Consider the following 15,555-nt stretch of genomic DNA (forward strand, 5'->3'; position numbering starts at 1 on the left):
CGCCCCGTACCGGTACGGGAGACTCCGACACGGGGCGGCACGGACTCCTGAACATCCGGGAAGAGGGGCACCGCCTGCCCGGCGCCTCCGGTTCCGGCTGCCGGGCAGGCGGTGTCACGGCATGTCCTGGCCGGGTGCTCGAACGATGTGAGCGGTGAGAGGCGGTCCCGTCTCCCACCGCCGAGCGCCTGCGCCCGTCGAGGACGGGCGCAGGCGCTCGGCCCGGTGCGTCAGGCGGTCGTCTTTGCGTGGTCCGAAGTGTCCTCGGAGAGGGCGTCGACGGTGGCCTCCGGCGTCGTGGACCTGGGAAGCCAGCGGAGCGCGAGCCCCCCGAGGGCCAAATGCAGGAGGCTGGCCACGACGGCGGCCGCGTGCAGGCCGGTGACGAAGGCCGATTTCGCTTCCCCGGCGAGGTGGGACGCCAGGCTGGGAAGCTGGAGCGTCTCGTCGAGGGTGGGTGCGAGGTCGGGGCCCTGGAGACGGAAGATCAGCGCGGCGAGCGAGCCGAGGAGCGCGATGCCGAGGGCATTGCCGATCTCGTTGCTGGTTTCGGCGATGGCCCCTGCCGAACCGGCTCGCTCCGTGGGGACCGCGCCGACTGCGGTGTCGGCGACGACGGCGAAGGAGATGCCGTAGCCGACACCCGCGACGGCCGTGGAAGCGACGTACCAGCCGACCCCGCCGGCGGTCGTGGCCGGAAGCAGGAGCAGAAGGCCTCCGGCGATGGAGAAGTGGCAGATGATCAGGGCGGTCCGTTTGCCGATGCGGTCCACCACCATCGGTGTGACGATGCACGTGGTGGTGAGCACCATCGCGCCGGGCAGCGCGAGGAGCGCGGCGTGCAGAACCGACAGCCCGAGGACGGACTGGAGGTAGATACCCGCCAGGTAGGCGGTCGCCGACCACGCGGCCAGTGGCAACAGCCCTGTGATGATCGCGACCGTGAAGACGCGGTCCCGGAAGAGCGAGAAGTCCATCAACGGGTACTCGAGGCGTCGCTGGCGGAGAGCGAACCACGTCAGCAGCGCCGCTCCCGCGATTCCCGCGACCAGGGGGACGGCCGAGACGCCTTCGGCCGCGGCGTGCTTGAGACCGTAGATCATGAGCAGGAGGCCGACCGCGGAGGTCACCACGCTGAACGCGTCGACACGGCCCGGCCGGGTCGCGCGTACTTCGCCGAGCAGGACCGGCGCGAAGATCAGGAACAGGGCGATGACGGGCAGATTGACCAGGAAGACCGATCCCCACCAGAACCGCTCCAGCAGGACGCCGCCGACGACCGGACCGATGGCGAACCCGGCGGCGAACGCCGCTGCGAAGATCCCGATGGCCTGCGCCCGTCGCCGGGGGTCGCCGAACAGTTCGCTCAACACCGCCAGGGCGGAGGGCAGGAGGGTCGCCCCCGCCACTCCCATGAGTGCGCGGGCGGCGATGAGGAACTCCGGGGTGGGCGCGAGGGCCGCAGCCGCGGAGCCGATGCCGAAGACCGTCGCACCGATCATGAGCAGCCTCAGCCGACCGTACCGGTCCCCGATGCTGCCGAACGCGATGAGCAGGGAGCCGACGGCGAAGCCGTAGATGTCCAGGATCCACAGGGCCTGGTCCGCGGTGGGCGTGAGCGCCTGGCTGACCCGGGGCATCGCCAGGAACAGGATTGATCCGTCCATGGACACCAGGAGTACCGGCCCGAGGGTCACCAGGAGGCCGAGCCAGGCCCGCCGGCCGGGTGAGGTGTGCGCGTGCTGTTCAGACATGTCTCCCACGCTCCGGCAAGGCATGTCCGCCAGCCACCCCCCTGTTGTGGGTACACCTGACAGGTATACCCACCGGGATGTCCGGGCGGCCTACCCTCGTTGACGTGGAGAGCCTTGGAACCTTCCTGAAGAGTCGCCGTGACCGGGTCACACCGGCCGAGATCGGGTTGCGCACGTACGGGGCCGCCCGCCGGGTCCCGGGCCTGCGGCGCGAAGAACTCGCGCAACTCGCGGGGGTCAGCGCGGGGTACTACACCCGTCTGGAGCAGGGACAGGTGGAGACCGCCTCCGAACAGGTTCTCAACGCCCTCGCACGGGTGCTGCAACTCGATGAGATCGAGCGCGTCCATCTGCACAATCTCGCCCGGCAGCCGTCGAACCCCGGACTCTCCGAGCCGCGTCGCGAGACTCCCAACCCGCGGGTGCTCACGCTTCTGGAGGCACTCGACGAAGCGACGCCGGCGATCGTACTGGGCCGGCGCGGAGACGTGCTCGCGTGGAACCGCACGGGCCACGCCCTCATCGCCGAGCACATCGACTTCAACGCACCGCAGGAGTCGGCGCGGCGTCCCTCCGTTCCCCGGATGTTCTTCCTCGATCCGCTCACCCGCGACCTGTACCGCAACTGGGACGAACTCGCCCGCGTCCACGTCGCCTACCTTCGCCTCACCGCCGGTCGCTTTCCCACCGACGCGCGGTTGGCGGAGTTGATCGGGGAACTCACGATGCGCAGCGACGACTTCGCGATGATGTGGGCGGCCGGGGAGGTCGCCGACTGCACCGTCGGCACCATGCACCTCCAGCACCCCACCGTCGGCGCCACGAGCATCACCTACCAGGTCTGGCTCCAGCCCGACAGCCCCGACCACCGGCTGGAGGTCTACACCCCGAACGACCCGGGTTCCGCCGACGCGCTGCGGATCCTGACGCACCAGGACCGTGCGGACAGTGCCCCGGAGCCGGATCCCGCCTCCGTCCGGCAGGACTGAGCCTCTCCCACCGGTGCGTACGGGATCCGGGCCTTCGCACGCTTGCGGGCCCCACCGCGCCGGTGCGACGCGTCCGGAAGGCCGGCGCCCAGTACGGTTCGAGCGTCATGGCGCCGTTGCCCCGTGCGCCCCTGAACGAGCCCGCGCTGTTCCGGGCGAGGGTGTACCAGGAGTCCACGTAATCGGGATCGTCGGTCCACCAGTGGTCGGGCATGGCGTCCAGTACGGCGTTGACCAGCGGGATGCGGGCGCCCATGTCGGTGTCTCCCCGCAGTGACGGGCCTTCGCCGGTGCGGCGCCGGAAAGGCTCCGGGGCCGATGACGGGGCAGACCCGCGGCAGATGCTGTCCGAAACGGTGCGTGCGGGAGACCGCTGTTCCGCACCTGCGCCCCGGATGGCGTCGGTACCGCCGGGCCGGCTGTTTGCCGGTGAAGGACGGAGGCATGGGCGTCGGCGCCTCGGGGGTCCGGACGGGGCGGCCCGCGCCCCGCGCCGTGTGGAGCCGCGCCTCCCTCCCGGGGGGCCCGCCCCTGTGGCAGGAGCGAGCCCCTTTCGCCCGGTTCCGGTGGTCAGGCCGCCAGGAGGCGGACCGGATCGACACCGGCCGCGGTGTGCCGCTCGGCCCAGTTCTCCAGTGCCGAGCGGCAGGCATGGTCCAGATGGTGCAGTCCGGACAGGTCCAGCTCGATCGGACGGTCCTGGGGAAGGGCTTCCAGAGTGTCGAGGATCTTCGGCAGTCGCAGGAAGGTCGCGTTGCCCGACAGATGCGCCTGGATGGGACCGGCGCCCTTGTCGACGACCTCCAGCCTGACGTGCGAAGCGTCCCAGGCGGTCTTGACGATCGACAGCAGCAGACCGATCAGCACACCTTCGAACATGTTCACGGCGACGATCGAGACGGCTGTGACCACGAGAATCAGAGCCTCGCCCCGGTTCCCCCGCCACAGGGTGGCGACCCGGCGGAACGGGATCAGTTTCCAGCCCGCGTGCACCAGGATGCCGGCGAGGGCGGGGATCGGGATCAGTGCCAGGGCCGAGGGCAGCAGCGCCGCGAACACCAGCAGCCATACACCGTGCAGCACTCGTGACGCCTTGGTTCTCGCACCTGCCCGGACATTGGCCGAGCTGCGTACGATCACCGCGGTCATCGGCAGCGCGCCGAGCACACCGCACACGGTGTTGCCCGCGCCCTGTGCGATCAGTTCCTTGTCGTACCGGGTCCGCGGGCCGTCGTGCAGCCGGTCCACGGCCGCCGCACTGAACAGGCTCTCCGCCGAGGCGATCAGGACGAAGGCGAGGACGGTGCCGATGAACGCCGGGTCGGCCAGGTCGGCGAAGGCGTCCGTCCCGGGCGGCTGGATCACGCCGAGCAGGCCCTGGACCTCCACCGTGGCGACCGGCAGGGAGAAGAGCGCCGACGCGGCGGTGGCCAGCAGCACCGCCGCGAGCGCGCCGGGCACGGCCCGCACCCTCCCGGGCATCCGCTGCCACAGCACGACGACGGCGACGGTGCCCGCGCCCACCGCGAGCGAGACGAGCGCCGCGGAGTCGCCGAGGGCGTCCACCGCAGCCTTGGGCATGCCCAGGATCTTGTCGATGCCTCCCTTCGGGGCGGCGGTGTCCGCGGCCGTGTACACCTGGCCGGCGATGATGACCAGGCCGATGCCGGCGAGCATGCCCTCGACCACGGACAGGGAGATGGCGCGGAACCAGCGGCCGAGGTTGAGTGCGCCCATACCCAGTTGGAACAGCCCGGTCACCAGCACGATCACGCCGAGCGCGGGCAGCCCGAACTGGCTGACGGCCCCCAGGACCAGCACGGTCAGGCCCGCGGCGGGGCCGGAGACCTGGAGACTGCTGCCCGGCATGAGGCCGGTGACGATGCCGCCGACGATTCCGGTGACAAGGCCGAGCTCGGCCGGGACCCCTGATGCGACCGCCACGCCGACGCACAGCGGGAGCGCCACCAGGAAGACCACCAGGGAGGCGGCGAAGTCCTGCTTCAGGTGGGGGAAGGCGGCTGTGGCGCGCTTTCCGTCCGCCGTGCCCCTGCCCGCCCTCACAGCGCCTCGAAGGTGTCGGTCTGCGGACGGTGTGTCAGGACCGTGCCGGTGTGCACCTCGTAGTACCAGGCGTGCAGGTTCAGCTCGCCGCTGCCGAGCCTCGCGGCCACGCACGGGTAGGACCGCAGGCGCAGTACCTGGGTCAGGACGTGGTTCCGCACCCCCTCGGAGACGGTCGGGTCCAGGGGGTCTCCCTTGGGACAGGGAGTGGCGTGGTGGAGCCAGTCGCGCACGGCCGACACGGTGTCCAGGTCGTCACCGCGGACCAGAGCGCCCACCGCGCCGCAGTGCGAGTGACCGCAGACGACGACGTCCTTCACCCCGAGGACTTCCACGGCGTACTCGATGGTTGCCGCCTCGCTGTTGGGGCGCTCGAACGTGTGGGGTGGCACGATGTTGCCCGCGGTGCGCAGCTCGAAGAGCTCGCCGGGGCGGGCGCCCGTGATCAGGGCCGGTACGACCCGGGAATCGGCGCAGGTGATGAAGAGCACCTGCGGGGTCTGGCCTTCGGCGTGTGCGGCGAATTCCTTCGGACGCCGCCCGAACGTGCGGGCATGGTCGATGAAGGTCTGCATGTGGTGGATCCTCCTGGCGCGTCGTGAGGGGCGCGTCGGGCACGCACGGTAGGGGTCGGGGGTGTCTCTTGCCTGCGTCAGAGGCGGAAGGCCCGGAGAACCGTCGTTGGTATGGAGAGACGGGAGCGTGAGGCGTCGGACACGGCCGACTCGTGGTCGGCCGCCGGGCTCGGGGTGGGGAGTGTGTCCCCGAGTGCCAAAAGCGCCGGAACGCAGGCGTGATGCCGGCCGCAGGGGTGGAGCGGCCCGGCCGACGCTCCGGAGCTGTCGCGGAAACGAGGGGTCGCGCTCTTGTCGCGCGAGGCCCTTCCGCTCACCGCGATCTTCGGCCGCAAGGCATTGGCCTCAGCGCGGTCGAAGATATGTGCGGAAGTGAACGGAGCGGAGAGGGGAGAGGGAAACGAAGGTCGAACGGGGTGGTGGCGGTGAACGCGACCGCATCACATGGCTCCACACCTCGCAAGATGGGCCCCTCTCCGGACAGCGAGCACTTCTCGGCCAGGCCAAGTGTTGGTCAAAGGCCAGTCAAGAAAAACCTTATCCCGGTAAAGCGCCTTGCATGAGCAAGTCGACACTTCCGGCCCAAGAGAGCCCGAAAACCGAGGGTGTGATGACGCGAATCCGCCCTGTCGCCCGTCGTGCCCGTCGTGCCCGGCAGCCGGGCACCCCCGGGCCGGGCCTTCGCCCGTGGCCGTCTGCGGGAGGCCACGGGCGATTCCGGAGCACCCGCACGTGCTTCACGCACAAGCGATGAGTTCGGGCGCCGGATCGGGTCCCCCGAACCATCGCCGCCACCGCGATCCCCGAGGCGGCGGCCGACGAGGTCGCCGAGGCGATACTCGTACTCGGATAGCGGGGCGGCGTGTGCCGCGAGGCGGCGGTGGTCGGAGCGGGCGCTCGCGACCCGCGTGGGTGCATCGCCTCCCCGCCCCTCCGCGCTTGTCCTCCGACCGGGGGAATCCCGAACTCACCCGGTACTCCGGCGGCGCCTGAGCCGAGGTCCTGGATCCTCGGTTCTAGGTTTGTGCGCAGCGGACCCGGCGGTCGTGTCCGCTCCACGACGGGAGGAAGGAGGAAGGACGATGCGGCGTCGGCTTGTGACACACCGTCTGCTGCCGGCCGCCGCCGCGCTGAGCGCTCTGGCGCTCACCGCGGGCGGCGTCGACCCCGGAGCTTCGGCGGCCGGCCGGGGCGAGACCGGGACACCACGGGATTTCAGCGGAATCACCTGGCTCGGATCCACCGCCGTGGAAGGCGACGGAGAGTCTCGGCAGCTCTTCCTGGTCTGCCATGACGCGAAGGACGCCGCCGCCGAACGCGACCTGCCGCGCCTCTCGATCGTGCGGACCCCCACCGGCACCGGCGGGATCGCCGTCCAGGAGCTCGACGTCGCGTTCCCCGACGTGTCGAACGACCTCGAGAGCATCGCTCGTGTGCCCCACCGCGACGAGGCCCTGCTGGTCGAGAGCAACGACGACGGTGACGATCCCGACCCCACCGTCTATCTCGCCAGATGGGACAAGGACCTCGACATCGAGATCGCGGGCGCTGCGCCGTGGCCCAGGACGCCTGAACCGCTTGTGAACGTGGAGGCGACGGCGGTCGCAACGGTTCACGGGAAGGACTACTTCCTGTATGCCGAGCGGGCTCGGGGAAGCGACACCACCAACATCAACATGACTCGCCTGACGATCGGGGAGAGCGGCGGGATCACGTTCGGCAGCAGGTGGACGTCGGTTTCCTTCACAGCGGCCGAGCCGCCGGACGCCCGTCCCGCCTCGGGGCTCGACGTCGACGGGGAAGGCAACCTCTACATCTCGTCCGCATACGATCCCGGCGACCTCGGCCCCTTTGACAGCGCCGTGTACCGTGCGGCGACGATCCGCCCGGGCGGACCCGCCGGCGCCAGGCTGCGTCCTGTCGAGCCGCCTCGGCAACTCGCGCGCGGTTCGGGCCTCAAGATCGAAGGCGTCGCCCTGGTCGCCGGCTCCTTCCCGCTCTTCATCGGCGCCGACGACGAGGACTACGGAGGACTGCTCCGCAGGCTGCGGGTGACGTGGCCGGGCAGCCGCCCCTGACCCCCGCCCGCGAAGACCGGCGGTGCTCTCTCCACCGGATGGCCGGGTACTCGCCGGGAAACGGACGCTGCCCCCCGGGGACGGTGAGCCACTCCAGGCACGCCACCACGATCAGGTCCACGGCGAGCGCAGTCAGAAGGCGCGCGGGGCCACCGGGCCGGATTCGTAGGCGAGAACCACGAGCTGGGCACGGTCGCGGGCATGAAGCTTGGCCATGGCCCGGTTGATGTGGGTCTTGGCGGTCAGGGGGACTGATGACCATGCGGCCGGCGATATCTCCTCGTCGGACAGCCCCCGCGCGGCCAGGGCGACTGCCTCGCGTTCGCGGCCGGTGAGCTCCTCCAGCCCCCTCCCGGCGCTGGTGGGCGGTGGCTGGGCGGCGTACCGGTCGATGAGCCTGCGGGTGACGGCAGGGGCGAGCAGGGCGTCACCCCGGGCGGCGACGCGTACGGCGTGCAGGAAGTCCTCCGGGATGATGTCCTTGACGAGGAAGCCGGCGGTGCCGGCGCGCAGCGCGTCGAAGACGTACTCCTCCATGCCGTAGTTGGTCAGCATGACGACGTGCACACCGGCCAGGGCCGGGTCCGCGGCGATGCGCCGGGTCGTCTCGATGCCGTCCATGACCGGCATCCGGATGTCCATGAGCGCGACGTCGGGCAGCTGCTCACCGACGAGCGCCAAGGCCTTCCGGATCGCGAGCAGAGTCCTCGGCACCTGCTCGCCGCGGCGCCGGGCCACACGGACAGCGACCCCGGACTGCACCTTGGTGACCGAGATCTGGTGAGTGAGCGAGTCGTGCAGCTCCCGTGCGATACGCAACCGCGCCCCGAAGGCCTCTCCGGCAGCCGACGCGCTCAGCGAGGCGCTGTCCGCAGGCCGACCCGCGGTTCGCCGGTATGCGTGGCGATCTCTCCTGGAGACCGGCCCGGCGACTTCCGTAGATCACACACCGTGATGCACCCGTGATGTCAACGCCGGGCTACGTGTGAGTAACCTGACGTCCACACAAGCACCGGTCCGCTTCCGGTGCGGGACGCGCGCTCCCGGAACCTCCCACGCAGCAGCCCCCACTGCTTCCCCGACAGGAGTCCAGATGCGCCTGCGTCATGCCCTGACTTCGATGTGCGTCCTGCTCGCCGCCGTGCTGGCCGTACCGCTAACCTCCACCACCGCACAAGCCGACACCTCGGAGCCCGTCGTCTTCGTGCACGGCTTCGCCGGAAAAAGCGGCCAGTTCTCCACGATGACCGACAACTTCAGGGCGAACGGCTACTCCGACGACCGGCTGTACGTCTTCGGGTACGACTCGTTCCGCTCCAACGCCACCATCGCGGGCCGGCTGTCCGACTACATCGACGGCGTCCTGAACCGGACCGGCGCGAGCAAGGTCGACATCGTCACCCACTCGATGGGCGGCCTCTCCTCGCGCTACTACATCAAGAACCTCGGCGGCGCCGACCGGGTCGACGACTGGGTGTCGATCGGCGGGCCGAACAACGGGACCGCGATCGCCGGGTTCTGCTCCTTCCTCATCACCTCGTGCAAGGAGATGCGCGCCGGGTCGGCTTTCCTGAGAAATCTCAACGCCGGTGACCCCACACCCGGCAAGGTCAGTTATACGACCTTCCGTTCACCCTGCGACCTTGTCATCAACCCGGTCGGCAGCACGATCCTCGACGGCGCCGACAACCGCCGGACCGCCTGCCTCGGGCACATCGGGATGATCTCGAACACCGGGGTCGTCAACGCCGTGCGCGGTGTCGTCTCCTGAGCAGGTACACCCGCATCGTGGCGGCCCGCCCCGAAGCCGAACCGGCTCCGGGGCGGGCCGCCGACTGCGCCGGTGTTCCTCCTCGCGGGCTGCCGCGCCCTGTCCGGCGGGGGCCGACGACACACGGTGCTGATGCGAGTCGAGCCCCTGCCACCGGGGCATCGCCGGCTGCGTCGTCCGCCCACCGGATCCTCGCGGCTGTTGACACCACCGGACACGTGGGCCTTCCCGCCTACGCCTTCGGCTTCCCCGAGGTGATGAAGCCGCGGTGGCTCCTCGCCGCCGACGCGCTCCATGTCCACGTCCCGGCATGCGCGTACCTGTGCTGAGCCCACCCGGAGATCCATGCCACGGATGAGTGATCACCAGTCGAGAAAGGAGGAACTCGTCGCCCCTCAGCGGGCTGGAACCGGCACAGCCGACGGTTGCCACTCCCGCCTGAGCAGCCCGAACACCCACGAGTCGGATACATCGCCGTTCACGACGCAGTCTTTCCGCAACGTTCCCTCGCGCACGAATCCGATCTTCTCCAGCACCCGGGCGGATGCCTCGTTGCGCGTGTCGGTCTCGGCCTGGACCCGGTTCAGGTTCAGTGTGTCGAACGCCCACCGCAGCAAGGCGTGCGCGGCCTCGGTCGCGTAGCCGTGGCCCCACACCGCATCGGCGAGGCAGTAGCCCAACGACGCGCTGCGGTAGTCCGGGTTCCAACCGGTCAGACCGCACCAGCCGACGAACGCGCCGTCAGAAGCGCGGTCGATGGCTACCCGTGCCCCGGTGCCTTCATCCGCCATCTTTCGGCACATCGCGATGAAACGATCGGCGCGGGTCCGTTCCCTCCACGGCGGGGAGTCCCAGTAACGCATCGCACAGGCGTTGCTGTGCAGCGCGAACAGGGGGTCCGCGTCCGTGTCGGTGAAGGGGCGCAGGCGCAGGCGAGCGGTGTGCAGTACGGGGGTGGCCAAAGTCATGCGGACCATTTTGTGTCCTCATGAGGCGGGCGGAACACCGGATACCCGATCCCGGCCCGGCACTCACGATCACGGCGCCTGCCGACGGATCGCGCACGCCTTCGACCGAAGAGCGGTCCGGCGAGCGGTGGCGCTGCTGGCGGTCGGAGCTGCCGGGCCGATCGGCCTGCCGGGGAGCGCGGCAGCGGCCCGCTGCCGCGACCCCCGGTGGGCGTCGGGGTGTTCACGGCCGGTTCACGGTGTGCCGAAGCCCTCGGTGCCGAGGCCGAACAGCCGGTCGTCGCTCCACCACGGTGGCGTCTCGTCGACGACCGTGGTGAGCTCCAGCAGTGTCACCTCGTTGCGGCCCAGGACGAGGTCCACATCGGCGCGCCCGTCGGTGAGGGGCACGCTCCGGTGCGAGCGGGCGGGTTCGGCGGCTTCGCGGAGGGCGTCGATCTGGCGGTCGCCGGGCGCGAGCGGCCGTCCCATCTCGCACCAGGCGGCCCAGGGGTTGCCGGCGTCCTCGCTCACGGAGCGGCGGCGCGCGAAGGCGGCGCCCCGCGCTTTTGGAGCGCCGACGGGCAGGGACAGCCGGAGGGTGTGGCCGTCGACGGGCTCGCCGCCGGCCGGGTCGGCCGGCGCCCAGGCCAGTACGGTGACGCGGCCGTCGCCGTGCCGCGTCACCAGGTGGTCCTCGCCCCGGGCGAGCACCTGCTCGCCCATCTCGGCCATGAACGCGTACAGATGGTAGGTGGGTTTCCTGATCTGCCGGTGGGTCAGCAGTCCGAAGCCGCCGTGGAAAGGCGCGGTGGGGACGCCCACCTCCTCGAACACGTCGCTGAACGTCCAGTACGAGAAGGATTCGGCGATGTCGCCGCCGTTCACCAGCACCGGCGCGAGGTACGCCGCGTGGAAGGCGGTGTCGTGGATCGGGTTGTCCGGCCGGTACGAGGAGTTGAACTCGGTGATGTGGACCGGCAGGTCCGCGAGTTCGGTACCCGCCAGCTGCCGCCGCGGGGCGCCGAACTGCTCCAGCAGCGCCGATGCCGGCATGAGCGTCTGGTGAGTGCCGAACGGCACGGGCTGCTCGGGACCGGAGGAGTAGGCGTGGCGGCTGACGAAGTCGATCGGCAGGTCGCGGGCCTCGACGAACCCGGCGAAGCGCCGGATCCACTCGTCCTCGTACCCCGGCGCCAACGAAGGCCCACCGACCTGGAGTTCGGCGTCGATTTCCTTGACGGCCAGTGAGGTCACCTCGTAGAGACGGTGGTAGGCGTCCTGGTCCGCGGACCAGAACGGTGCCAGGTTGGGCTCGTTCCACACCTCGATGGGCCACCGGCGCACCTGGTCGATGCCGTAGCGGTCGACCAGGTGCCCGATGACGGCGCGGACGAGGTCCGCCCACTCCTTCTCGTCACGGGGAGGGGTGATGTTGCCCTTCCACCAGAACACGGTGTCGTCGCCGGAGGCGAGCCCGGACGGCATGAAGCCGAGTTCGAGGAAGGGCGCGATGCCCATTCCCAGATAGGCGTCCACCACCTGGTCGACGTATGTGAAGGCGTGGCGCACGCGCCGCTCGCCGGCGTGTTCGTAGGGACGGTGGACACCCATCCCGTCACTGAGCAGGCCGTGTCCCCGGATGTACCGGAAACCGATCTCCTTCTGGACGAGGCCGAGGGATTCCTGGTAGTCGCGCCGCAGCGCGAGGTCGAGCCGGCCTGTGCCGACGCAGTGGCGCCAGGCGTCGGAGAGCCGGGCTGTCGGCTGCCGGGGGACGACGATCCGCATGGTGGGGGTCCTTTGCTGCGGTGCGGTGCTCGCCGGAGGCGCTCGGTATGGAGGCGGGCCTTCCGGGCCGAGTCCCGGAAGCCGGGGCCTGGCCGCCTGCGACGGCGGTTGAGTCGGTAACGATTGGGCAACTTGCGAAAAATCTTGGTTGCTTCTCGACTGTTTCTGACTGTACACCTTAGCTCCCGCTTCGCGGACGGCCTATAAGTTTGCGCAAACTAAAAGAGTTTGGACCACTGACGACAGATCAGGGAGTTCCACGGTGATGAGGAAGACCCGCAGCATGACGGCTGCCGCGATCGGCCTGGGCATCGCGCTCGCCGCCACTGGCTGCGCAGGCGGCGACGGCGGCGACGGTTCGCCCGGTGGTCAGGGCACGCTGACCCTCTGGACGAACGCGATGGAGGGGCGCGGTGCGGACTACTGGAAGAGTGCCGCGAAGGAGTACCAGTCGCTGCACCCGGACGTCACGATCAAGATCCAGTCGGTCCAGAACGAGGACCTCGACGGCAAGCTGCAGAACGCGCTCAACTCCGACTCCGCGCCCGACATCTTCCTGCAGCGCGGCGGCGGCAAGATGCAGGCCATGGTCGACGCCGGTCAGATCCAGGCGCTGGACCTGACCGACACCGACAGGGCCAATGTGGGCGATGCGGCCCTCGAGGGCGTCTCGATAGACGGCAAGGTCTACGCGATGCCGCTCGACACGCAGCCCGAGGGCATCTACTACAGCAAGGACCTGTTCAAGAAGGCCGGCATCACCTCCCCGCCGACGACGATGGACGAACTCAAGGACGCCGTCGCGAAGCTGAAGGCGATCGACGTCGCGCCGATCGCGGTCGGCGCCAAGGACGCCTGGCCGGCCGCGCACTGGTACTACAACTTCGCCCTGCGCGAGTGCAGCCAGGAGGTCATGCAGGAGGCCGCCAAGTCGCTTGAGTTCGACGATCCGTGCTGGACCAAGGCCGGCGAGGACCTGGCCTCGCTCCTGGAGACCGACCCCTTCCAGAAGGGCTTCCTGACCGCCTCCTCGCAGCAGGGCGCCGGATCGTCGGCGGGCATGCTCGCCAACCACAAGGCGGCCATGGAACTCATGGGCAACTGGAACCCCCTCGTGATCGCCGACCTGACCCCGGACAAGAAACCGCTCCCCGACCTGGGCTGGTTCCCCTTCCCCGCTGTGCCCGGCGGCAAGGGCGACCCGACCGCCATCATGGGCGGCGCCGGCGGGTACTCGCTGTCCAAGGACGCGCCCAAGGAGGCCCTCGACTTCCTCCGGTTCGTCGTGACCAAGGAGCAGCAGGAGGCCTATGCCGAGGCCTTCGACACGATCCCGGTGAACAAGGACGCCCAGGGGGTCGTCACCGAGCCCTACAACATCTCGGCCCTGCAGGCCTTCAACAAGGCCGCCTACTCGATGCAGTTCCTCGACACCGTGTACGGCCAGAACGTCGGAAACGCCATGAACATCGCCGTCGTGAACCTGATGGCCGGTGAGGGCTCCGCCGCCGACATCGTCAAGGACGTCAAGGCCGCCGCCGAGAAGGGCTGAGTAAGCAGACATGAGCAACACCCTGGGCACCGACACGGCCGACGGCCGCCAGCCGCAGGGCGCGTCCGGAGCCGGGGACGCGGCCAAGTCCGCTTCCCCGGCTCCGCCGCGAGCGGCTGCGCACCGCCGGGGCCGCGCCAGGATGCGCCTGGAGATCGCGGTCCTGTCCGCACCGGCGATCATCACGTTCCTGGCGTTCGTGATCTTCCCGGTCGCGCTCGCCGCGTACTACGGCTTCTACCAGTGGAAGGGCTACGGGGACCCCACCGACTGGGTCGGCCTGAACAACTACAAGCTGATCCTCACCGACCCCGCCTTCCACGACGTCCTGTGGCACAACGGCCTGATCCTGGTGCTCTCGCTGGTCATCCAGGGCCCGCTGGCGATCGTCCTCGCACTCCTGCTCAACCAGCGGATCCGTGGCCGCTCCACCATCCGCGTCCTGATCTTCGTGCCCTACATCATCTCCGAGGTCATCGTCGGCACCGGCTGGAGCCTGCTGCTCCAGAGCAACGGAGCCGTCAACGACCTGCTGCGCTCGATCGGCCTGGGCTCCCTGGAGACCGACTGGATCGCCGACCCGGACCTGGCCATCTGGACGCTGATGGTCATCATCACGTGGAAGTACATCGGCTTCGCGGTGATCCTGATGCTCGCCGGCCTGCAGTCGATCCCCGACGAGATCTTCGAGGCCGCGCAGATCGACGGCGCCTCCTACTGGCAGATCCAGCGCCGTATCACGCTGCCGCTGCTGGGGCCGACGATCCGCATCTGGGCGTTCCTGTCGATCATCGGCTCGCTGCAGTTGTTCGACCTCGTCTACATCATCTGGGGCCAGTACGTCTCGGGCACCGCCGGCACTTCGACCATGGCGATCTACATGCTCGCCCAGGGCCGCAACGCGGGCAGCTACGGCTACGGCAGCGCCGTCGCGGTCGTGATGTTCCTGATCTCGCTCGTCGTCGCTCTGCTCTACCAGCGCTTCGTCCTGCGCCGCGACCTCCAGGGCGCCGTCACCGAAGGGACCGTGTGATGAGTGCGACGACCGCCACCTCCCGGATGTCCTCCGCTAAGGAGCCGAAGCCGCCCACCGGCCGTCGCGGCAACCACGACAGGCCGCAGAAGTGGGGGAGCCCCGCCACCTACTTCGTCGCGCTGCTCCTGGTCGGCGTCTGCATCGCACCGGTGCTCTTCATCGTGCTCGGCGGATTCCGCACCAACGCGCAGATCACCACGGAACCGGCCGCCCTTCCGGACCCCTGGGTGGCCGGTAACTACATCGGTGTCCTGAAGTCGACGATGTTCTGGGGCGAGTTCGCCAACTCCCTCATCGTCGCGGTCGCGAGCACAGTCGGCATCGTCGTCCTCGGTCTGATGGTGAGCTTCGTGATCGCACGCTACGACTTCAGGTTCAAGGGCGCGATGTACTCCCTGTTCGCCGCGGGCCTTATGTTCCCGATGGTCGTCGCGATCACCCCGCTGTACCTCGTCATCAAGGACCTCGGCCTCGTCGACAACCTGCTCGGTGTGATCATCCCGCAGATCGCCTTCGGTCTGCCGGTGACCGTCATCATCCTGGTGCCGTTCCTGCGGGCCATCCCCAACGAACTCGAGGAGGCCGCCGCGATCGACGGTATGGGCCGGCTCGGGTTCTTCTTCCGCATGGTGGTCCCGCTGTCGCTGCCCGGTGTGGTCACCGTCGGCATCCTCGGGTTCGTCGGCAGCTGGAACAACTACATCCTGCCCCTGTACATCCTCAACTCGCAGGCGAACTACACCCTGCCGCTCGGCGTCCAGGTGTTCTCCTCGCAGTACTCCACGGACACCACGAAGGTCCTCGCGTTCACCTCGCTCGCCATGCTGCCCGCACTGATCTTCTTCTCGATCTTCGAGAAGCGGATCGTCGGTGGTCTCACCGGCGCCGTGAAGGGCTGAAACCGGCACCAGGAACCAGAACCGAAGCGTCCCGCGCCTGCCCCTGCCATGCCTTCCGGTGGGGGCGGGCCGCTGAACGACGGCATCGCCCAGCCCGCG

Annotated in this window: 12 protein-coding genes and 1 pseudogene; 6 read left to right on the forward strand and 7 right to left on the reverse strand. The window is 69.5% G+C overall.

The features are described 5' to 3' along the window. Positions 1-230: 230 nt before the first annotated feature. Positions 231-1,754 carry an MFS transporter gene (locus tag IQ279_RS25495; RefSeq protein WP_206351673.1) on the reverse strand — a complete coding sequence of 508 codons (1,524 nt, stop codon included), beginning with the start codon at positions 1,752-1,754 and terminating at the stop codon, positions 231-233. 77 nt (positions 1,755-1,831) lie between these two features. Between IQ279_RS25495 and IQ279_RS25500 the strand changes: the two genes are divergently transcribed. Further along, positions 1,832-2,743 (forward strand): helix-turn-helix transcriptional regulator, encoded by a 912-nt coding sequence (locus IQ279_RS25500; protein ID WP_206351674.1) that lies wholly within the window; start codon positions 1,832-1,834, stop codon positions 2,741-2,743. A gap of 103 nt (positions 2,744-2,846) precedes the next feature. Here the strand turns inward: IQ279_RS25500 and IQ279_RS28565 are convergent. From IQ279_RS28565 to IQ279_RS25515, 3 genes and pseudogenes are all read right to left on the reverse strand, one after another. Beyond that, a pseudogene (locus IQ279_RS28565) lies at positions 2,847-2,999 on the reverse strand (DUF3103 family protein); the annotation flags it as partial. Positions 3,000-3,313: 314 nt separating this feature from the next. Further along, complete coding sequence (locus IQ279_RS25510) at positions 3,314-4,807, reverse strand: SulP family inorganic anion transporter (protein ID WP_206351675.1); 1,494 nt, start codon at positions 4,805-4,807, stop codon at positions 3,314-3,316. Further along, on the reverse strand, positions 4,804-5,382 hold the full coding sequence (locus tag IQ279_RS25515) for a carbonic anhydrase (RefSeq protein ID WP_206351676.1): 579 nt from the start codon (positions 5,380-5,382) through the stop codon (positions 4,804-4,806). Before IQ279_RS25515 ends, IQ279_RS25510 begins: the two co-directional genes overlap by 4 nt. 1,097 nt (positions 5,383-6,479) lie before the next feature. On the opposite strand from IQ279_RS25515, the gene IQ279_RS25520 reads away from it, so the two are divergent. After that, entirely contained in the window at positions 6,480-7,460 is a 981-nt protein-coding gene (locus IQ279_RS25520; RefSeq protein WP_307792537.1) for a hypothetical protein, read from the forward strand. 132 nt (positions 7,461-7,592) lie between these two features. Here IQ279_RS25520 and IQ279_RS25525 read toward each other — a convergent pair whose 3' ends face one another. Beyond that, positions 7,593-8,279 carry a response regulator gene (locus IQ279_RS25525; RefSeq protein ID WP_206351678.1) on the reverse strand — a complete coding sequence of 229 codons (687 nt, stop codon included), beginning with the start codon at positions 8,277-8,279 and terminating at the stop codon, positions 7,593-7,595. A 274-nt stretch (positions 8,280-8,553) separates the two neighbouring features. Between IQ279_RS25525 and IQ279_RS25530 the strand changes: the two genes are divergently transcribed. Beyond that, positions 8,554-9,231: an esterase/lipase family protein gene (locus tag IQ279_RS25530; RefSeq protein ID WP_206351679.1), complete on the forward strand. Its 678-nt coding sequence runs from the start codon at positions 8,554-8,556 to the stop codon at positions 9,229-9,231. Positions 9,232-9,626: 395 nt separating this feature from the next. On the opposite strand, the gene IQ279_RS25535 is transcribed toward IQ279_RS25530, so the two are convergent. After that, positions 9,627-10,199, reverse strand: a complete 573-nt coding sequence (locus IQ279_RS25535; RefSeq protein ID WP_206351680.1) for a GNAT family N-acetyltransferase — start codon at positions 10,197-10,199, stop codon at positions 9,627-9,629. A 234-nt stretch (positions 10,200-10,433) separates the two neighbouring features. Beyond that, the gene (locus tag IQ279_RS25540) at positions 10,434-11,969 is read right to left on the reverse strand and encodes a GH39 family glycosyl hydrolase (protein ID WP_206351681.1); all 1,536 of its coding nucleotides are present in this window, start codon (positions 11,967-11,969) and stop codon (positions 10,434-10,436) included. Positions 11,970-12,234: 265 nt separating this feature from the next. Between IQ279_RS25540 and IQ279_RS25545 the strand changes: the two genes are divergently transcribed. Genes IQ279_RS25545 through IQ279_RS25555 form a run of 3 tightly spaced genes read left to right on the forward strand, consistent with a single transcriptional unit; the run spans position 12,235 to position 15,456 of the window. Further along, positions 12,235-13,521, forward strand: a complete 1,287-nt coding sequence (locus IQ279_RS25545; protein WP_241028746.1) for an ABC transporter substrate-binding protein — start codon at positions 12,235-12,237, stop codon at positions 13,519-13,521. A gap of 10 nt (positions 13,522-13,531) precedes the next feature. Beyond that, positions 13,532-14,554 carry a carbohydrate ABC transporter permease gene (locus IQ279_RS25550; protein WP_206351683.1) on the forward strand — a complete coding sequence of 341 codons (1,023 nt, stop codon included), beginning with the start codon at positions 13,532-13,534 and terminating at the stop codon, positions 14,552-14,554. Further along, complete coding sequence (locus tag IQ279_RS25555) at positions 14,554-15,456, forward strand: carbohydrate ABC transporter permease (RefSeq protein ID WP_206351684.1); 903 nt, start codon at positions 14,554-14,556, stop codon at positions 15,454-15,456. The genes IQ279_RS25550 and IQ279_RS25555 overlap by 1 nt, the downstream gene beginning before the upstream one ends. Positions 15,457-15,555 lie beyond the last annotated feature (99 nt).

It is taken from the genome of Streptomyces verrucosisporus, from assembly GCF_017114865.1.
GTDB lineage: Bacteria > Actinomycetota > Actinomycetes > Streptomycetales > Streptomycetaceae > Streptomyces > Streptomyces fenghuangensis.